This window comes from Clostridium zeae (assembly GCF_017312485.1).
Classification (GTDB): domain Bacteria; phylum Bacillota; class Clostridia; order Clostridiales; family Clostridiaceae; genus Clostridium_AR; species Clostridium_AR zeae.
This window is the reverse complement of record NZ_BMBA01000013.1, coordinates 55,384-75,044: the sequence shown is the minus strand read 5'-3', so window position 1 is coordinate 75,044 and position 19,661 is coordinate 55,384. Positions and strand designations below refer to the sequence as shown.

Genomic DNA, 19,661 nt, shown 5'->3' with positions numbered 1-19,661 from the left:
CTACGTCGGGAAGGGATAAACGCTGAAAGCATCTAAGCGTGAAGCCCACCTCAAGATTAGATTTCCCATAGCGTAAGCTAGTAAGACCCCTCGAAGAACACGAGGTTGATAGGTCGGAGGTGTAAGCATGGTAACATGTTCAGCTGACCGATACTAATAGGTCGAGGGCTTGACCAATACAAATTATTACAAAGTAAACTTAAGTGCAATTTTGAAAGAATAATCTTTCTTATATTTAGAAAAAAATCTTGTTGACAAGAAGAAAAAGTCTAGATATAATATTCACTGTGGTCAGAGTAATGACTACAAACTGAATATCTGGTAATGATGCGTCTTAGGGTTACACCCGTACCCATACCGAACACGAAGGTTAAGACTTAGACGGCTAATGGTACTGCATGGGCGACTGTGTGGGAGAGTAAGTGGTTGCCAGGTTAGTAAGGATCTTTAGCTCAGTTGGTTAGAGCAACCGGCTCATAACCGGTAGGTCCGGGGTTCGAGTCCCTGAAGGTCCACCATATTTGGGGGTATAGCTCAGTTGGGAGAGCACCTGCCTTGCACGCAGGGGGTCAAGAGTTCGAATCTCTTTATCTCCACCAAAGTAAACCATGAACTTAATGTTCATGGTTTTTTGTTTTATAAATAATTATAGTGTAACGAACTTATAGATTTTGAATAGAATATTTTAAGACAAATATATATAAATCGACACCTCCAACTATATAATTCTAGCATAACTGTGTTATGAGTACTTACCAAAGATAAGGAGGTAGAATTATGCATTTAATATATCTATTTGTCATAGCTTTTGTAAATAGTATTGATAACATTGGTATAGGTGTTGCATACAGTGTTGGTAGAATAAAGATAGGATTTTACAAAAATATAATTATATCATTTATAGCATTTCTTGTTTCCTATATAGCTGCTATTTCTGGCAATATAATATCAAATTTTTTAAGTGATAATGTTTGTACGTTGTTAAGCGTGATAATATTAATGGTTATGGGTAGTAAGATGATAATCAAATCTATCTTAGATAAAGAAGATGATGATGAATATAAAGTCAAAAATATAAAATACACCGAAGTAATATCAATAGGACTGGTGTTAGCTCTTGATGATGTTGGAAGTTCAGTAAGCTCAGGGTTAGCGGGTTACTCAGCTTTTGCAATTTCATTACCGTATTTTGTAATAAGTATTATGATTTTTGTTTTGTCTGACTATGGTACAAGGTTTTTTGGAAAACTTAAGATTGGTAAAAAAGCAACCATTATATCAGGTGTAGTAATGATATTAATGGGATTATTAGAATTAGTGGAATAGGTCTAAATAGCTATATGTGGTTATATAAGTGTGATAATACTAATTTAAGGTCATTAAAATAAGCACCTATAAATACTATAGGTGCTTATTTGTAAGTAAATAAATACTGTAAATATTAATAATTTTCAGTCAATACTTCAAAATAAGATTGAGGATGAGCACATGCTGGACAAGCTATAGGTGCATCTTGCCCTATATAGATATATCCACAATTAATGCATTTCCATGAAACTTCAGCATCTTTTGAAAAAACTTTATTATTTTCTAAATTGCTAAGAAGAGCTCTATATCTTTCTTCATGATGTTTTTCTACTTCTGCTATCTTTCTATAAACAGCTGCTATTACTGGAAAGCCTTCGGCTTCAGCCTCATCTGCGAAAGTAGGGTATAGGTCTGTCCATTCCTCATTTTCTCCATCAGCAGCAGCTTTTAGATTAACTTTTGTATCTCCATATGCTACAGGATATGTGGCTGTTATTTCTACATTATCAACCCCTAAACCTTCACTTAAAAACTTAAAGAACCTTTTTGCATGCTCTTTTTCATTGTCGGCAGTTTCTGTAAATAGATTTGATATTTGTACAAAACCTTCTTTTTTTGCAATAGAGGCATAATAAGTATACCTGTTTCTAGCTTGAGATTCTCCTGCAAAGGATTTTAATAAATTTTCAGATGTTTTAGTACCTTTTAAAGATTTCAAATTTATCCCCTCCAATATTTTTATGTAGTATTGTATTCTTCATCGTATTCATAAATTCCTTCTATGTTTATATATTAAAAATAGTTTACAATTTGCCATCAATTTATGACAGAAAATATATATTATTGTAATAATAATGATAAACTTTTTAATGGTAAACATATTAAAATAAATATATAATATTTAAATAAGATAATGTAAAGGATTGTATATTTATGTTTCGAAAAAAATTTAGAACTATATTAATTAATTTAGCAATTTTTATAGGCTGTAATTTATTGATGGGTTTAATATACTCAGTACCAATGATATATTATGGTCCATTCGATAATTTAAAAGAGATGGTAGTAACATCAGCCATGACAACATACAGGCATCAATATTTAGCTACTTGGTTTTTGGACAAGGATCAGATAAATGAAATAATGAATAAGAACAAGATTGATACCACAGATAATTCAGACATTAAGGACATATCTGTAGCTACATCAGCATCCGTAGCAACTGAGGTAAGTTCTAGTACTGAGATGGATGTACCAATAAATAGAACAGAAGGTGTTGAGCTTGTTAATATAAACGAAAGTAGATACAAAGGTTATCTATTGATCGTTAAAGACCCAAAAAGAATTGAGCTTGGAGTTACTAAGGATCTAACAAAATTTGGAGTGAAATTAGATGATATGTGTAAGGAAAATGATGCCATAGGAGGAATAAATGCTGGTGGATTTGAAGATGAAAATGGACAAGGTAATGGTGGAACTCCAACTAGCATAGTAGTTAAAGATGGTGAAATTCTTTATAAGACAAAAAATGATAGTTATTCAATTGTAGGTTTTAATAAACAAGGGATTTTAGTACTTGGCAAGTATTCAATATCACAAATACAAGCATTAGATTTAAAGGCAGCTGTTTCCTTTGAGCCGTTTCTAATAGTTAATGGCAAAACTACTATAAATTCTGGAAATGGGGGATGGGGAATGGCTCCAAGAACCGTTATAGGTCAAAGAAAAGATGGAACGGTATTAATGCTTGTAACTGAGGGAAGAAAGTTAACTATGCCTGGAGCAACCTTGAAAGATGTACAGGATATTATGTTAAAGTATGAAGCATATAACGCTGCGAATTTAGATGGAGGCTCTTCAACAACTATTTATTGGGATAATAAAGTGTTAAATGATCCATCAAGTATGGATGGAGTAAGGTTTATACCAACTGCATTTTTAATTAAATAAGAAAGAGGTAAACAAGTTAATGAAGAAAAGGTTTATTATAATTGCAATATATCTGCTTGTGGCAATAGCTTTACAGACATCAGTTTTAGCGTTGATTAATTATAAATATCTGGCAGGTTTTAGTGCCCCTGATAAGGTAGTAGAGTCTAAGCCGGTTGAAGCACCAAAACCAGTTGAAAAGAAAAATATGATAGAAGCAGATGCAAGTGATATTAAAGCATCTGAAAGTAATAAGTATGTGTCATACATAAAAGATAATCAATTAAAATATTTAATTTTAGATAAATATGATAGTGTGGTTGCTTCAAAGGTAAAACCATATCTATATAGTTGGCTATATGATGATAAGATATTGTATATAAATAATATAAAAGATAATACTAATAACTACGAATTTTATATATATGATATAGATAAAAAGGAAAAAAACTTGGTAGCAACTCTAAAACTTCAGGATGAAAATGCACAACTTGAAAAAGTAGTTAATTCAAGCTTGAAGAACTTACTTTTTGTAAAAGTTAAGAATTATGGAAAAGAGCAGGTATTCAAACTAAATACTCAGCAAGGTGTATTTGAAGACGTAAATACACAAGCTAGAGATATCGAAGACTTATTAGTTATACCGCATGAAGATAAAATTATATATAATACAAAAAGTTTAAATAAATTTTATATAAGCTACATTAGTAAAACTATAGCATTAAAAGAAAATGGTAAACAAGTATTATTAGGTGTAGATAATTCAGATAGAGTATTTGTAGGAATAAGTAAGAATGATGTTATAACGGCTATATATTATGGACTCATAAATGAGGGAATAGATTCGTGGACAAAAGTCCAAGTTAAGAATGATATTAAAAAAGACAATATTATGATATCAAAAGATGGAAAAATATTTGAATTAAACCCAGAAACTCAGATTATAAAATCAGTTGTAGGAGATAAAGCGCTTGCTTATAAGGGCACTTATCTAAATATGAAAGATAATAATATACTTTCAATAAAGGATAATGAGGTTATAGTTAATAAGTCTGAAGCTATGGTTAAGAATTAAAGAGTTGATTGAAATTGAGTGATTAGTCATACGATGCTTTAATGAGCTTACGCAAAGAATTAATATGATTTTGTCATATTCCATGGCTAAAACTGTAAACTCACTACGTTCGAACAGTACAGTTTATTAACGCCATTCCATCTGAAAAAATCATTTAATTCTAATAGCTCGCTCATATAGCATCTCCTGTCTAACCACTTAATTTCAATAATACTTTTAAATGTAGCCAAAATTAAAATTATATATTAAATACTTAATAAGAGAAATTAGTAACTTTTAGATTTAGTTATTAATTTCTCTTATTTACTGTATATAAAACTATAAAATTTTTATACCAACTACTAAACCTAATAACTTTGCGTAGTAGGATAACTTTTTAATGAACATAATAAAAAATAAAACTTTTCTGCCTTGAAAATTTTTCTTTTATATATTGGTAGAGGGTTATACGCAAAAAAGTCGCTTAAGCTACTTTTTTATTTGACTAGAAATTATGAAACTTGTCCATATTTATAAAGGAGAAGCTATTGATTTATTCTTACACAAACAAACTAATAATTATTTAATAAAAAAATAAAAAAATGGAATGAAAAAGTTATCATAAAAAATTGCTATTGACTGGTAGAAGAATCAGGAGTAGAATATATTTTGCATAGAAAATGTTTCGATGCGAAATATTCTTTAGCGAAATATTTGTGTGCGAAATACAAGTAGAAGGTGATAAACTTAATGGACGAAGTAAATAGAGGTGTTGAGTTAGTTAGAAAGCTTAAAAATATAGGGAAGTTAATTAAAAAAAGTATGGGCAATCACTTTGAGGAAATGGGATTGACTCAATCACAGGGAATGCTTATAGGTGTCTTATGTCATCAAGGTGAAATGAAAATAAGTGATTTGAGTGAAAAGTTAGGACTTTCAAATAGCACAGTATCAGGAATAATTGATAGACTTGAAAAGCAAGGATTAGTTTCAAGAAAACGAAGTGAAGAGGACAAGAGGATAGTCTTTGTTAGTGTAACTGAAGGATTTTTGAAAAATTTTAAGGATAACTTTTCGAAAGTTGAAAAAAAATTAGAACGTATAGCAAGTGAAGCTACTACTGAGGAGCTAGATACAGTACTTAAGGGGTTAGATACCTTGGAGAAAATAATGAGAAGGAATTCTTAAAAGCTTTAATTTTTCTAATGGGTATGTAAAGCAATTTTTTACTGTATAAAGAAAGTATAAAATCTTTAAGGTAGTTAAACCTAGTAATTTAAATATAATATATGTACTAAATTATGGAGAAGGAGTGAATGCATTAATGGTTAAGTTAGCTAAATATATAAAACCATTTATTTTGCCAATAATAGTTGCAATAGCGTTGCTATTTGTACAGGCAATGACTGATCTGGCATTACCAGATTACATGTCGAATATAGTAAATAAAGGTATTCAACAAAATGGTATTGAGAGTGCGGTCCCTAGTGCTGTAAGGCAAAGCCAAATGAATAAATTGGTATTGTTTATGAGTGAAGATAATAAAAAAGAGGTTATGGATAACTATACTTTAGTAGATAAATCTAGTTCAGATTATGATAAGTATGTAAAAGATTATCCACAATTAGAAAAGGAATCAATATATGTATTAAAAGATATTAGTAACTCAGAAATCGATACTTTAAATCCTATACTGGGTAAAGCTTTCTTAGCTGTATCTGGAGTAGAAAAGATGAAGAGTGAAGCAAAAGATGGAAAGATATCATTTGGAGGAAAGGAAATACCTGCAAATACTGATCTTTTTGCTTTATTAGGTAAGTTACCAGCTGAACAAAGAGCAACGTTAAGTGAAGATATGAATAAAAAATTTGAGGAATTAGGAGACAGCATGGTTGTTCAAGCTGCTGTAGCTCCAATAAAAGATGAATATAAGTCTTTAGGCGTAAATACTGATAAAATACAAAGCAATTATATAAAGAAAGCTGGATTAATAATGCTCGGCGTATCATTATTAGGTGCATTATGTACTGTAATGGTTGGTTTCTTAGGAGCAAGAGTAGCAGCAGGTCTTTCAAGAAATCTACGTAGAGATGTATTTACTAAGGTTGAAAGTTTTTCTAATACAGAATTTGATAAATTCTCAACAGCATCTCTTATAACAAGAACAACAAACGATATAACACAAATACAAACAGTTTTAGTTATGATGATTAGAATGGTGTTCTATGCGCCAATAATGGGTGTAGGTGGAGTAATTAGAGCACTACAAAAGAGTAGTTCAATGTCTTGGATTATAGCAGTAGCAGTTATAGCTTTATTAGGTTTAATAATGGTTGTATTCACAGTAGCGTTACCTAAATTTAAGGCAATTCAAAAACTTATAGATAGATTGAATCTTGTTACAAGAGAAAATCTTTCAGGAATGATGGTAATAAGAGCATTTAGTACTCAAAGATTTGAAGAGCAAAGATTTGATAAGGCTAATAATGACTTAACTAGTACTAATCTTTTTGTAAATAGAGTTATGGTATCTATGATGCCTGTAATGATGCTTATAATGAATGGTATTACTCTTCTTATTGTATGGGTTGGTGCTCATCAAATAGCAGATTCATCAATGCAAGTTGGTGATATGATGGCATTTATGCAATATGCAATGCAAATAATATTCTCATTCTTGATGTTATCAATGATGTTCATAATGATTCCAAGAGCATCTGTTGCTGCTGACCGTATTGCTGAAGTTTTAGCAATAAAGCCAGTAATAGTTGATAAAAAGGATCCTAAACATTTATCTAAAGAAATAGATGGTACTGTAGAGTTTAAGAATGTATCCTTTAGATATCCTGGCGCTGAAGAAGATGTAGTTAAAAATATAAACTTTAAAGCTTTACCAGGTCAAACTACAGCAATAATAGGATCTACAGGAGCAGGAAAGACTACCCTTGTAAACTTAGTTCCACGTTTTTACGATGTTACAGAAGGACAAATACTAATTGATGGAATAGATATAAGAGAAGTGCCTCAAGGTGAGCTTCGTGACAAAATAGGTTATGTACCACAAAAGGGAGCATTGTTTAGTGGTACCATAGAATCAAACTTAAAATATGCTGATGAAAACTCATCGGAAGAAAACATTAAAAGAGCAGCTGAAATAGCTCAGGCAATGGAGTTCATAAATGAAAAGTCAGAAGGTTTTGGAACTGAAATATCTCAAGGTGGTACAAATGTATCTGGTGGACAAAAGCAAAGACTTTCTATTGCAAGAGCTCTTGTAAAGAGACCAGAAATATATATATTTGATGATAGTTTCTCAGCTCTTGATTTTAAGACAGATGCAGCACTTAGAAGAGCACTTAAGAAACAAACCGGTTCAAGTACAGTACTTTTAGTTGCACAACGTATATCAACTATCATGAATGCTGAACAAATTATAGTGCTTGATGAAGGAAAAGTTGTAGGTATTGGTACCCATAAAGAACTTATGGCAAATTGTCCGACTTACCAAGAAATAGCTTCATCACAGCTTTCAAAGGAGGAATTAGCATGAGTGAACATAACAAAAGAACAGGCGGACAGAGAAGAGGGCCAGGAGGACACGGACCTGGAGGCCCTATGATGCAGGGTGGAGAAAAGGCTCGTGACTTCAAAGGAACAATGTCTAAGCTTATTAAATATTTAAGTGAATTCAAATTATCAATAGTAATTGTTATTATATTCGCTGTAGCTAGTACTATCTTTACTATAGTGGGACCAAAAATATTGGGAAAAGCAACAACAAAGTTGTTTGAAGGTATCACTAGTAAAATCAGTGGAAGTAGTAATGGTATAGATTTTAATTATATAGGTAATATAATTGGATTACTTCTAGTGTTGTACATCATAAGTGCTTTATTCAGTTATATACAAGGATGGATAATGTCTGGAGTTACTATGAAGGTAACTTATAGACTAAGAAAAGATATATCAGAAAAGATTAACCGTATCCCTCTAAAGTACTTTGATGGAACAAACCATGGAGAAGTTTTATCTCGTGTTACTAATGATGTTGATACAATAAGTCAGACATTAAATCAGAGTTTGACTCAGATAATAACATCAGTAACTAGTGTAATTGGTGTTCTTTCTATGATGTTTAGTATAAACTGGTTAATGACTGTTGTAGCATTATGTGTAATTCCAGTATCGATGATATTTATAATGATAATAGTTAAGAATTCTCAAAAGTATTTTAAAGAGCAACAAGACTATTTAGGCCATGTTAATGGACACATAGAAGAAATGTATGGCGGACATTTAGTAATGAAGGCTTTTAACGGAGAAGGAAAAAGTGTTGCAAAGTTTCAGGATTTAAATAATACACTGTATAAATCTGCTTGGAAGTCACAATTTTTATCAGGTCTTATGATGCCTATCATGGGGTTTGTAGGAAACTTAGGATATGTTGCAATATCTATATTAGGTGGATATCTTGCTGCTAAAAAGGCAATAACTGTTGGAGATATTCAAGCTTTTATTCAATACGTACGTTCATTTACACAACCAATAACTCAGCTTGCTAATATATCAAATATACTTCAACAAACTGCAGCTTCATCAGAACGTGTATTTGAGTTCTTAGAAGTAGAAGAAGAAGTTGCTGAAGTTCCAAACCCAGTTAAGCTTGAAAATGTTGATGGAAGAGTTGATTTCAATCATGTTCACTTTGGATATAATGCAGATAAGACTATAATTAATGATTTTTCTGCTTCAGTAAAACCAGGTCAAAAGGTAGCCATAGTTGGACCAACTGGTGCAGGTAAGACTACAATGATTAAGCTTCTAATGAGATTCTATGACGTAAATGAAGGTGCTATCATGATTGATGGTCACGACATAAGAAACTTTACACGTGGAGATTTGAGAGGTATGTTTGGTATGGTATTACAAGATACTTGGCTATATAATACTTCTATAATGGAGAATATAAGATATGGTAGACTTGATGCTACTGATCAAGAAGTTATAGCTGCTGCTAAGGCTGCTCACGTAGATAGCTTTGTTCATACATTACCAGATGGATATAATATGATCCTTAACGAAGAGGCTTCAAATATATCTCAAGGTCAAAAACAGCTTATAACAATTGCTAGAGCAATACTTGCAGATCCTAGTATATTGATATTAGATGAAGCTACAAGTTCAGTAGATACTCGTACAGAAGTACAAATACAAAAGGCTATGAACAATCTTATGAAGAACAGAACAAGCTTTATAATAGCTCATCGTCTATCAACTATACGCGATGCTGATTTGATACTTGTTATGAATCATGGAGATATTGTTGAGCAAGGTAGTCATGAACAACTTCTTGCAGAAGGTGGATTCTATGCTAACCTTTATAACAGCCAATTTGAAAGTACTCAAGTTAGCTAATAGCTTATAAATTAAAGTAGAATGCTATTGATAAATGTTTATTATCAGTAGCATTTTTTCTCTTTCTAAACTTTTCTCATATACATTATATAAATAATATAAGTTGTGAATTATTGACTAAAAGATGAATTTGATAAATAATTATAATGGATAATTAAGGGGTATAATGTTGTAGGGGGATTAAAGTATGGATATTAATATAAGACAAGCTGCTATTGAAGATTGTGATGAGCTATATAGTATAAGACAGATGCCCAAGGTTATGGAGAATATATTATCTTATAAAAATGAGCCTAAGGATGGCCTAAGGAATAGATTTTTAAATAAGGGGAATGATCTTTGGATTGTATCAGAAGCTGAAAATAGAGTAGTAGGGTTAATTATTTTATCAATGCATAATAATCCTAGAAAAAAACATGTAGGATATATAACTATCATGGTAAATAGTGATTATCATGGGATGGGAATAGGAGCTAAGCTCATGTCCACTATTACTGATATAGCTGATAATAAACTTAAATTAAAGAGATTAGAGTTATCTGTTTTTATAGAAAATGAAAGAGCAATAAGCTTATATAAGAAGTTTGGATTTGATATAGAGGGTATAGCTAAGATGTCAGCACTAAGAAATGGTATTTATAGCGATGAATATCATATGGCAAGAATGCTAATGGGATAAAATGAATTAATTTTATAAGATTAATTCATGTATTACAATAGGATATCAAAATTTACAAGTTTATTTAAAGCCGGGCTATCTCTTAAAGATAGTGAGGCTTTTATTTATGTAGATAAAAGTATATAATTTACAGTTTATATAAAATTAGGTGTTTAAATGGTTTAGAAGTTTTTATAACTATACAGTAAAAAATAAAAATTATTTATAAATTTATGTAATTTATTTTGAAAAGCTACGTTTTATTAAGTGAAGATCTTCAAAATCAATTTATGGAGGAAGCTATGAACTTTGAAACTGCAGATTATATAGCTGAAATTAAGCGAAAGAACGAAAAAGCCATGGAATTTGTTATAAGTAAGTATAGCAAATTATTATATAAAGTGGTTTATACTGTTTTAGGACAATTCAAAGATGAAGGATGTATAGAGGAATGCTTAAGTGATATATTTTTATCCATATGGAACAACTCAGATAAGTTCATAGGGGATAGGGATAAGTTTAAAAGTTGGATTTGTGCTATTGCAAAATACAAAGCTATTGATTATAGCAGAAAGAGATTAAGAACTGTTCAGACAGGTAATATAGAAGAAATATTTATAGCCAGTAATGAAAGTGTGGAAGAAGAATATCTAATGAAAGAGTATAAGGATAAACTTCTTGAACTTATAGAAAAAATGGAGGAGCCGTATAGAAGTATATTTATAAAGAAGTATTTTTTAGGTGATTCCTCAGACGAGATATCAAAGGATCTAGGATTAACAAGATCAAATGTAAACACTCATCTTAGTAGAGGCAGGAAGATTTTAAAGGAAAAGCTAAAACTGGCATTAGGGGAGATGTTATAAATGAAGGATATATATGAATTATTTAATGAAATAGATTTGGATTCGGAACAGTATGATTCGATGGATATAAAAGCTCCAAAAGACTTGGATAAAGCACTTATTAAAAATTTTAGAAAAGATAAATACAATAAAAGTAGATTTAACTTTAACATAAAAAATACTAGCAAGGTAGCTGTAATAGCATTAGTGATTATTAGCGGTATAACAGTATCAAGTATAGCAAGGGCGAAGGATATAAATCTCATAGGATCTTTTATGGAGTATTTAAATGTTAGAGCTACAATAGCTAATTCTGAGTATGTAAAATATGAAAATGATGTTGATTTAGAGGCTAAAGATAAAAATATAATTGTAAGACTAAACTCTGTAGTTTATGATGGAAGCTATATTTACCTTTCATATAAAGTGAAGGATGGAAACAATAATGATATAGTAAATGGCGAAAGGGACATTCATATAAGTCAGCTAAAAATAAACAATAATAATATTGATCTTGAAGAAAAACTTCTTAAGGATCAAGGGATAGAGAAGAAATACACAGCTTATGATACGGAAATTAGTTATGGAGATCCAAAGGTAGATAGTCAAATTATTATAACAAGAATTGATATAAAGTCATGTAAAGTTGATGATAAGTCTAATATAAGTTTTTCCTTAAATAAGATTAGAGATGTAAGTGGTAATTGGGATTTTAAGTTTCAAATATCTAAGAATCAGCTAGTAGATAAGACTAAGAGATATGAAAACTTGGGTCAATTAAAGGTGAATGATGAAGTTAAGTTTGATTTAGATGCTATAACTTTCTCACCGCTAGGAACAACTATAGAAAATACAATAGTTGCAAATAAATCAAGTTTTCAAAAATTTATTGATGGAAAGTATACAAACCTTGGATTTAGTTATGTTTTAGTTAATGACAAAGGTGAGGAGATTTTTAGTATAGGAGAAAAGAATATAAGCGAACAAGATAAAGATAATTTAATATTAAAAAGATATAGCAGATTTACTGCATTTAAGGAAGTACCTAAGTCCTTAACAATAATTCCTAGAGTACAAAAAAGTGAAGATTTAAATTGGAACTTTGATGCCTACAAATATGTTAAGTTAAGCGATATAAAACAGGGACAATATATAGCTCAAGGTAAGGATTGTGGGATAGTTATAAATTCCATAGTTAAGAAAGAAGGAAATACTGTAGTTAATATAAGTTTTAAAGGCTTAGATATAAGTAAAAGAAGCACTATATTTGTAACTAGGGATATGGCTAGATATAAAAAATATTTTGCGATGGAAGAAGGAAAGTCAAAAGACAAAGAATACCTAGATATAATAGTAGATCCAAGAGAACATTATAATGGTGGAATTGAAAGAAGATATTCCGAAGAAGGAAATGAATATACATTTAGTAATATTGGTGAAGGTGACTACCTAGTAATACCGCAATATGACGATAAATTTAAACTTGATATGAAAAATGCAAAAACAATTAATTTTACTAAATAAAGTTCTATAAAATAATCAATAACATAAGGATAGTTAATTTTATACAGTGCTTAACAGCGCCTAATAAAAAAATAATATGTTATGATATAAATGTAACAATTGCCTGGGAAATAGAAAAATTTATGGTGTTTTTTGCGATATAAATTTGATTTTTCTAACATTATTAGTCAGATATCAATATAAAAGGGTCTGCTCCTTAAAAAATTATGGAGCAGACCTTTATTTTAGAATTTTACAGACGGTACTTTTTCAGCGCCTTCAGCTGCTTTGAAGTACTGCTTATCTTGATATTTTCCACTAAAAAACATATTAACAAAGAATTTTTTCTTATAGCTGTTAAAGTCCTTAACAGAGTCATTATAATCTTTTCTAGCCACAGCTATTCTATTTTCAGTACCTGCTAATTCATCTTGAAGCTTTAGATAATTTTCATTAGCTTTAAGATTTGGATAGTTTTCAACTATTACATTAAGTCCTCTTAGAGCAGTGGTAATTTGTGCATCAGCATTTGCTTTATCCTGTACAGTAGTTGAGCTTGCAAGCTTGCTTCTTGCATCAGCTAAATCTTTAAAGACTTGTTCCTCATGCTTGGTATAACCTTTAACTGTTTCCACTAAATTAGGAATTAAATCATTTCTTCTTTGAAGCTGGTTATCTATTTGGCTGAATTTAGAATTAACATTTTCATCCTTTGAAACTAGGTTATTATAAGCACTTACATAAACTCCTACACCTATTAATGCGACAAGAATTATCGCACCTATTACAATTAAAAAACTTTTTTTATTCATACAACTTAATCCTCCAAGTATTAATATTTATTACCAGCCGCCAGATGATCCACCGCCGCCAGAGTCTCCTCCACCAAAACTATCAGAGCCACCAGAACTTCCACCGAAGCCTCCAGAACCACCGTCTCCGAAACCGCCACCATAGTAAAAGCCACCGCCTCCACCACGACGTCCTCTGCCTCTAGAAGAAAAAACAATAATTAAGAATATTATCATAACAATTGTCTTAACAACAGGTGCAGCTTTATCATAAATTGATTTATTATTGATGTTATCTGAGTTGTCAGAAAGCTTATCAGGTACATCCTTTGTGTAATTTGTGACATCAACATTGTACTCTTGTCCAATATCTCCGACTATTCTTTTATAGGTAGTAATCACACCTTTATCATATTGATTTTCTTTAAAGTATGCAGACATTTCTCTTAAATATGAGCCTACTTTTCCATCAGGCAATATACCTTCTAAACCGTATCCGACTTCAATTCTAAACTTCCTGTCATTTTTTGAGATTAATATTAGAACACCATTATTCTTTTCTTTATTACCAATGCCCCATTTTCTAAATAGAGAGTTTGCATATTCTTCTATGGAAGAGCCGTTTAATGAATCTATAGTTACAACTGCAACCTCTGCTGTAGTTTTATTTCTTATATCGTTGGAGGTTGAAAGTATATAGTTTTTAGTATCATTAGAAAACATCTTAGCATAGTCTTGAAAGAAAATATCTGATGTTGGTTTATTAGGTAAATCATTAGAGGAAGCTCCGGATAATATTGATGATATCAACAATATTAAGGGCAAAATAATTTTATAATATTTTTTCATAAATATCTCCTCTTGTATTAAATTATATACCTATATTAAATTATTATACTAGAAATACATAAGTTGTACATATTTGGATTAATATTTGTTAAATTAAAGTAGAGTTTGTAGGTTCCTATAGTGTATTCATATCTATAGTTTATGTATAAATGATAAAAGTTATAAAGAAAATATTAAAAAAGTTTTTTGATTTATTACAACACTATTAGGAAATAATAGTTGACAATGGATAATGATTATTGATATCATAGGAACATAAAATACTTTGATTATCAAAATATTATTTGTAAGGAAGAGCTACATTACTAGGTTTAAGCGCAATTTATGTTTAATTATTCAAATTAAATAAAATGTATAAATTAAAAATTATTGTGAATTGAGAACTTATTGACCTGCAGGTTTTGAGGATAGGCCTATTAAGGTAAACTGCTTATAAGTAATTTTAGAAAGGATGTTATTAGATGAAAGAGTTTCATGATATAGCTTGGTATGTAAAGAGGTTATCTAAAGAAATGCCTGAAGAAGTACGAAAGCCTGTTCCACAAAGATTGTTAGGAGGGCTAGCGTATGTAATTGTTATAATAAGTTGTATGATAGTTATTAAACAGATGAATATGAATATAATAGCTAGTCTATTTTTTTCAATAATACTAGGGTTTAGTTTTGCTGCTATGGGGTTCTTGGGGCATGAAATATTGCATGGAACTGTAGTAAGAAAACCATGGGTGAGAAATTTACTTGGGGGATTAGCTTTTGCGCCATTGAGTGTAAGTCCAAGGCTTTGGATTAAATGGCACAATATAACTCATCATGCACATACTCAGGATGAAGAGAAAGACCCAGATGCATGGATTAGTTTCGAGCAATTACTAAAGAGTCCTATGATTGTTAAATGGGTATATAAGTTACCTCTCAATTTTAGAGCATTTGTGAGTTTTTTATCTCTAACATTTACTTTTTCAATGCATACAATGAGAATGTTCTTTACCTATATCAGTGAGTTTAAATCAAAAAAATTAGGAGTATGGTTGCAAATGTTAGTTCCTTGGGCAGTTTGGATAGGTTTATTATATTATGTGGGTATTAATAAATGGATATTTATGTACCTTATTCCGTTAATGATAGGGAATTTTATTGTAATGGCATATATATCAACTAATCATAGACTAAATCCATTAGTACCAGTGAACGATCCATTAGCAAATAGTCTTTCCGTAACAGTTCCAAAATGGATTGACATATTGCACTTTAATTTTTCTTATCATGTGGAACATCATATGTTTCCAGGTATAAATCCTAAATATTATCCGATAGTAAAGGAAAAGATATTAGAATTCTGGCCGGAGAAATATCTACAAATGTCACTAGTGAAAGCCCTAGTAACTCTTTGGAAAACTCCGAGAATATATTACAATGAAACAGAATTTTTAGACCCTAGGAATAAGAATTCTTATAAATCATTAGGAAATGGATTAGATATCAAGAATGTAACTTATAAAAAAGCTAAATTGAATACAAATTAACATATTCTTTTAATATATTATAGTTAAAAGCGTTTGAAAGTTTTTATTCAAAAAAGATAGAATTTGGTTGCCTGTAAAGCTTTATTATGTAAGGAATGAAGGCAGATACGAAAAAATGGCTAATGAAATAAACGTTAGCCATTTTTATTAATAGACTTATATTTTTTATTTATTTAAGTTTTCTATAACCACTAAGAGCTAATAAGATTTGGGATGGAAGATAAAAAAACCATATCAAGAAATAGATTGTCATGCTTAATGAGGCTATATTATAAGATTCGGTTACTAAGGGATATAATCCAACGTTGATGTCACACATAAAAAATAAGAACATTCCAAACACTATCATTAAAGAACTATGTTTGTAATAAAGATTACTTCTAAGTGTTAAAAATGCACATATTAAGCTGTTTATTAGTAAAGTTCCGTAGAGTAAAGCTAAATAATATAGCTTAGTATCAATATTTTTAGGCTTTAAAAAAAATCCTAGAAAAAGGACTGCTGTAGATAACAAAAGTAAAGTTTTTATATGTATAGCAGTTAAGTTTATTGCTCTAGAGTGCCTTAATATATAAGTTATTTGTACAAATATAAAGATAAAAATTCCGAGTTCAGGTGATTCCATTATTATAAAGAAAAAATCTGCAATGATAGTAAAAAATAGAGCTGTTTGAAGCAGTCTTTTGTCTATAATACTATAGCAGTTATTTTCAATAAGCATACTTAGAAAGAAACATAGTAAGATGTAGCAATATCTAATTATTGGAGGAAGAGCTATATCAACATTTCTCGTAATCGTGTACGATATCAAGAAGTAGATGTATATAAATAAATCTATAAGTATGATCATTTTGAAGTATAAGTTTTTCAATACTAACGACCTCTGTCTATAATATATTAGTTCAATAGAAAAGAGTACTATTGAACTTATATATATAGTATGCGAAATCAAAAATTATTATTTTATTCTTTTTAAAATTATAGTACCAAAGATCTACGCATAAAAGAATTTTAGTATAACAAAGTATTTTTTCTCTGTGTCTATTATCTATTTGAACTTTGTAAGTATTTATCGTATAACGATTTTACGATGGTTTCTATTATACCAAGGCCATTATCTATATCACTTATACTCACACTTGCTATGCTTATCCTTATACCTTTTCTATAGGAAGATTCATCAAAGTAAAAGAATTTGCCTGATCTTACCAACACTGAGTTCTCTTCTAATTTTTCAATTAATGTATCCTCATTTATCCACTCTGGGAGGCGTAAGTAAGAATAGAAACAAAAGTTACTTCCGGTAGCTTCAATTCCATAACCTTTTAAGATTTTAAAATGCTTTCTTAGAGCTATGTGTTTTTCATATAATTCCTTTGATATTGAATCAGTATGTTTCTTCAGGATGTTACTTCTTATATATATTTCTAAGGTTGCTTGTGATATTAATGAAGCTGAAAAGTAAGAAGAATAATAGGAAAATTGGATATGTTCCTCAAAAGTATCTAATAAGCTAGAAGGAACTACAATTAATCCTATTCTTGTCCATGGCATTATTTTTGAAAAGCTTTTTAAGTATATACTGTGTTTATGGTCAGAATAACAATATATTGGATCATATTTTGCATCAATTGAAATATCACCAAAATAGTCGTCTTCAACTATATATACATCATACTTAGCTGCTAAGGATGCTATTGCCTTTCGTTGCTTTTTACTAAGAGAGGTGCCTAAGGGACTATGATTACGAGGAACTGTATAGAAAAATTTTATATCTTCATATTTAAAAAGTCTTTCAAGTTCTTTTATATCTATTCCGTTTTCATTTCTTTCTATAGTAAGCACATCAACCTTCGAATACTTTAAAAAATCAATATAGTGTCTGTAAGTAGGTTGCTCTATAAGAATCTTAGCTTTTTTATTAGGAAAAGGCATAAGGGTCAGTATGCTTAGAGTTTGTTGTACCCCTAATGTTATAAATATGTTTTTTATATCAACAAATATCTGAAAATCAGATAGGTATTTGCTTAATAGCTTCCTTAAAGATTCCACCCCAGACATAGTATTGTTTAGAGAGGTGTTGTTATATATATCCGCTGCTCTATCAAGGCAATGCTTTAAATCAGGGGTACTCATTGTTCCTATAGTGGGATTACCAGTATCAAAGTTTATTATTTTAGAGTTTTCGATGTTGTTTTCTAAGTTTTTTTCTACTACATAATATCCACTTTGAGGTATAGAGTAAATCACGTGATTATATCTTAAAGTATCAAAAGCTTTTACTACGGTGTTTTGGGAACAATTATATTGTATAGAAAGCTTTCGAATAGAAGGCATTTTTTCACCAGATTTATATATGCCTCTATGTATATCTTCTTCAATATCTGAAACTATTTTTTTATATATACTATTCATATAACTTCACCACCTAATATGTCTGTATCAATACAGTTATTTTATCATGTATGAAAAGGTTTTAGTAGACTAATATTATTAAGAAGCTTATATGATTTAGGCAAGAATAAATTAATGGTTGAAGTTATAATTCTATATGTATATTATAAGATAGAAGGTATAGTAGAAATGCATAAAAAATAGTCATTATAGGAGAATATTCATGGCAAATAAGAAATCGACAATTGATACAACCATTAATTTAATTTTTGGATTAGCATTAGGTGTGGTTTTAGCATTTATATTTGTAAAGAGACAAAGCATAAAAGTATTAAACCTGCCAACAGATAATGTTAAACCTTATCATTGGTTAGTAGTAATAATATTATTCTTTTTAGTTTTTTACATACATTTAGCGCTTCATGAATTTGGGCATCTTATAGCGGGAACTTTGGTTAGGTTTAAGCTGTTTAGTTATAAAATCGGACCATTTAGCTGGTATAGAGAGAATGATGAGCTGAGATATGGTACAGAAAGAAATCTAGGCTATGGTAGCAGATGTTCTATGCTCCCAACTAGTACAGATAAGGTATATTCAAAACTTGTTATATATTCTTTAGGTGGAATCATTGTAAATGTTATTTTATCGATAGTATTCTTTCTAGGATCATTATATATAGCACCGCAAGAAAATAATTTTCTTTTAAGTGCATTCTTCATATTAGGATGGGGTGTAGGGATCTTTACTGTGTTGATAAACATCGTACCTTTCTCAAATAAAGGATTTAAAACTGATGGATTACTGGCATTAAGCGTCATTAGAAAATCACCTGATGATATGGCCCAGTTATCTACTGTGTTAGTAAGCAATCAGCTTATGGCTGGTATAAGACCTAGAGATATTAATACAAGTTTCTTTAGTGATAATAACTATTTAGCTGACAATGACATTTCGGGAGTTGTTATGAATTACTATAGGTTTTATCATTTTTTAGATTTGGGAAATGAAGATAAAGCTATGAAGTTTATAAAGCTAATTGAAGAAAATATTGAAGTATATCCAGAATATTATCGAGCAGAGATGCTTTACAATGTATTTTATGCTTACTGCTCAATAAGTAAAGATAGCAATAAGGCAAAAGATATTTTTGAAAAGATAAAAAAGAGTATTTCACAAAATGATACTATATCAGGATATCGTGTAAAGATTGCATATGAACTTTACATTAATAATGATTATAAAAAAGCTATAGAATTAGGTCGTTATGGGTTAGGCGCTAAAGATAGTTATCCTGTAAGAGGAGAGGCTATTTTTGAAGCTGATCAAATTGAAAAGATGATGGCTTTTGCTAAGAAGAACTTGAATATTTAAGTTTGGATAAATTTTGAAAA

At 30.2% G+C, this 19,661-nt stretch carries 15 protein-coding genes, 2 tRNA genes and 2 rRNA genes; 15 read left to right on the top strand and 4 right to left on the bottom strand.

What is annotated here, in order from left to right:
• From J3477_RS25345 to J3477_RS25325, 5 genes are all read left to right on the top strand, one after another.
• Positions 1-177: ribosomal RNA gene (locus tag J3477_RS25345) — 23S ribosomal RNA — on the top strand; the annotation flags it as partial.
• 140 nt (positions 178-317) lie between these two features.
• Positions 318-435, top strand: a 5S ribosomal RNA gene (gene rrf / locus J3477_RS25340).
• Positions 436-441: 6 nt separating this feature from the next.
• Positions 442-518, top strand: a tRNA-Ile gene (locus J3477_RS25335).
• A 5-nt stretch (positions 519-523) separates the two neighbouring features.
• Positions 524-599 (top strand) — tRNA-Ala (locus J3477_RS25330).
• Between the two features lie 178 nt (positions 600-777).
• Positions 778-1,326, top strand: a complete 549-nt coding sequence (locus tag J3477_RS25325) for a manganese efflux pump MntP (RefSeq protein ID WP_206873019.1) — start codon at positions 778-780, stop codon at positions 1,324-1,326.
• A gap of 115 nt (positions 1,327-1,441) precedes the next feature.
• On the opposite strand, the gene rbr is transcribed toward J3477_RS25325, so the two are convergent.
• Complete coding sequence (rbr, locus tag J3477_RS25320; RefSeq protein ID WP_206873018.1) at positions 1,442-2,026, bottom strand: rubrerythrin; 585 nt, start codon at positions 2,024-2,026, stop codon at positions 1,442-1,444.
• Positions 2,027-2,241: 215 nt separating this feature from the next.
• Between rbr and J3477_RS25315 the strand changes: the two genes are divergently transcribed.
• The 8 genes from J3477_RS25315 (at position 2,242) to J3477_RS25280 (ending at position 12,733) form a co-directional block, all read left to right on the top strand.
• Positions 2,242-3,258, top strand: coding sequence for a phosphodiester glycosidase family protein (locus J3477_RS25315; protein WP_206873017.1), 1,017 nt, complete (start codon positions 2,242-2,244; stop codon positions 3,256-3,258).
• A gap of 19 nt (positions 3,259-3,277) precedes the next feature.
• Positions 3,278-4,312 carry a hypothetical protein gene (locus J3477_RS25310; protein WP_206873016.1) on the top strand — a complete coding sequence of 345 codons (1,035 nt, stop codon included), beginning with the start codon at positions 3,278-3,280 and terminating at the stop codon, positions 4,310-4,312.
• A gap of 729 nt (positions 4,313-5,041) precedes the next feature.
• Positions 5,042-5,479, top strand: a complete 438-nt coding sequence (locus tag J3477_RS25305) for a MarR family winged helix-turn-helix transcriptional regulator (RefSeq protein ID WP_206873015.1) — start codon at positions 5,042-5,044, stop codon at positions 5,477-5,479.
• Between the two features lie 136 nt (positions 5,480-5,615).
• Entirely contained in the window at positions 5,616-7,841 is a 2,226-nt protein-coding gene (locus J3477_RS25300; RefSeq protein ID WP_206873014.1) for an ABC transporter ATP-binding protein, read from the top strand.
• On the top strand, positions 7,838-9,706 hold the full coding sequence (locus J3477_RS25295; protein WP_206873013.1) for an ABC transporter ATP-binding protein: 1,869 nt from the start codon (positions 7,838-7,840) through the stop codon (positions 9,704-9,706). The genes J3477_RS25300 and J3477_RS25295 overlap by 4 nt, the downstream gene beginning before the upstream one ends.
• A 187-nt stretch (positions 9,707-9,893) precedes the next feature.
• A complete protein-coding gene (locus J3477_RS25290) occupies positions 9,894-10,385 on the top strand; it encodes a GNAT family N-acetyltransferase (protein ID WP_206873012.1) in 492 nt (163 codons plus the stop codon).
• 281 nt (positions 10,386-10,666) lie between these two features.
• On the top strand, positions 10,667-11,230 hold the full coding sequence (locus tag J3477_RS25285; RefSeq protein WP_206873011.1) for a sigma-70 family RNA polymerase sigma factor: 564 nt from the start codon (positions 10,667-10,669) through the stop codon (positions 11,228-11,230).
• A complete protein-coding gene (locus J3477_RS25280) occupies positions 11,231-12,733 on the top strand; it encodes a DUF4179 domain-containing protein (RefSeq protein ID WP_206873010.1) in 1,503 nt (500 codons plus the stop codon).
• 224 nt (positions 12,734-12,957) lie between these two features.
• Here the strand turns inward: J3477_RS25280 and J3477_RS25275 are convergent, their stop codons facing one another.
• The gene (locus J3477_RS25275) at positions 12,958-13,524 is read right to left on the bottom strand and encodes a LemA family protein (RefSeq protein WP_206873009.1); all 567 of its coding nucleotides are present in this window, start codon (positions 13,522-13,524) and stop codon (positions 12,958-12,960) included.
• A gap of 30 nt (positions 13,525-13,554) precedes the next feature.
• A complete protein-coding gene (locus J3477_RS25270; protein WP_206873008.1) occupies positions 13,555-14,352 on the bottom strand; it encodes a TPM domain-containing protein in 798 nt (265 codons plus the stop codon).
• 461 nt (positions 14,353-14,813) lie between these two features.
• Here J3477_RS25270 and desB point away from each other — a divergent pair, with 461 nt between their 5' ends.
• Positions 14,814-15,875, top strand: coding sequence for a Delta(10) desaturase DesB (gene desB / locus J3477_RS25265; RefSeq protein ID WP_206873007.1), 1,062 nt, complete (start codon positions 14,814-14,816; stop codon positions 15,873-15,875).
• Positions 15,876-16,919: 1,044 nt separating this feature from the next.
• Here the strand turns inward: desB and J3477_RS25260 are convergent.
• Complete coding sequence (locus J3477_RS25260) at positions 16,920-18,290, bottom strand: aminotransferase-like domain-containing protein (RefSeq protein WP_206873006.1); 1,371 nt, start codon at positions 18,288-18,290, stop codon at positions 16,920-16,922.
• Positions 18,291-18,492: 202 nt separating this feature from the next.
• Here J3477_RS25260 and J3477_RS25255 point away from each other — a divergent pair, with 202 nt between their 5' ends.
• Entirely contained in the window at positions 18,493-19,641 is a 1,149-nt protein-coding gene (locus J3477_RS25255; RefSeq protein WP_206873005.1) for a M50 family metallopeptidase, read from the top strand.
• Positions 19,642-19,661: the final 20 nt, after the last annotated feature.

What these genes read in the sequence shown, in the direction of transcription:
- J3477_RS25310 (WP_206873016.1), top strand. Translation starts at nt 3,278, where the DNA reads ATGAAGAAAAGGTTTATTATAATTGCAATATATCTGCTTGTGGCAATA.
- J3477_RS25260 (WP_206873006.1), bottom strand. Translation starts at nt 18,290, where the DNA reads ATGAATAGTATATATAAAAAAATAGTTTCAGATATTGAAGAAGATATA.
- J3477_RS25255 (WP_206873005.1), top strand. Translation starts at nt 18,493, where the DNA reads ATGGCAAATAAGAAATCGACAATTGATACAACCATTAATTTAATTTTT.
- J3477_RS25290 (WP_206873012.1), top strand. Translation starts at nt 9,894, where the DNA reads ATGGATATTAATATAAGACAAGCTGCTATTGAAGATTGTGATGAGCTA.
- J3477_RS25300 (WP_206873014.1), top strand. Translation starts at nt 5,616, where the DNA reads ATGGTTAAGTTAGCTAAATATATAAAACCATTTATTTTGCCAATAATA.
- J3477_RS25285 (WP_206873011.1), top strand. Translation starts at nt 10,667, where the DNA reads ATGAACTTTGAAACTGCAGATTATATAGCTGAAATTAAGCGAAAGAAC.
- J3477_RS25280 (WP_206873010.1), top strand. Translation starts at nt 11,231, where the DNA reads ATGAAGGATATATATGAATTATTTAATGAAATAGATTTGGATTCGGAA.
- J3477_RS25305 (WP_206873015.1), top strand. Translation starts at nt 5,042, where the DNA reads ATGGACGAAGTAAATAGAGGTGTTGAGTTAGTTAGAAAGCTTAAAAAT.
- J3477_RS25270 (WP_206873008.1), bottom strand. Translation starts at nt 14,352, where the DNA reads ATGAAAAAATATTATAAAATTATTTTGCCCTTAATATTGTTGATATCA.
- desB (WP_206873007.1), top strand. Translation starts at nt 14,814, where the DNA reads ATGAAAGAGTTTCATGATATAGCTTGGTATGTAAAGAGGTTATCTAAA.
- J3477_RS25325 (WP_206873019.1), top strand. Translation starts at nt 778, where the DNA reads ATGCATTTAATATATCTATTTGTCATAGCTTTTGTAAATAGTATTGAT.
- J3477_RS25315 (WP_206873017.1), top strand. Translation starts at nt 2,242, where the DNA reads ATGTTTCGAAAAAAATTTAGAACTATATTAATTAATTTAGCAATTTTT.
- J3477_RS25275 (WP_206873009.1), bottom strand. Translation starts at nt 13,524, where the DNA reads ATGAATAAAAAAAGTTTTTTAATTGTAATAGGTGCGATAATTCTTGTC.
- J3477_RS25295 (WP_206873013.1), top strand. Translation starts at nt 7,838, where the DNA reads ATGAGTGAACATAACAAAAGAACAGGCGGACAGAGAAGAGGGCCAGGA.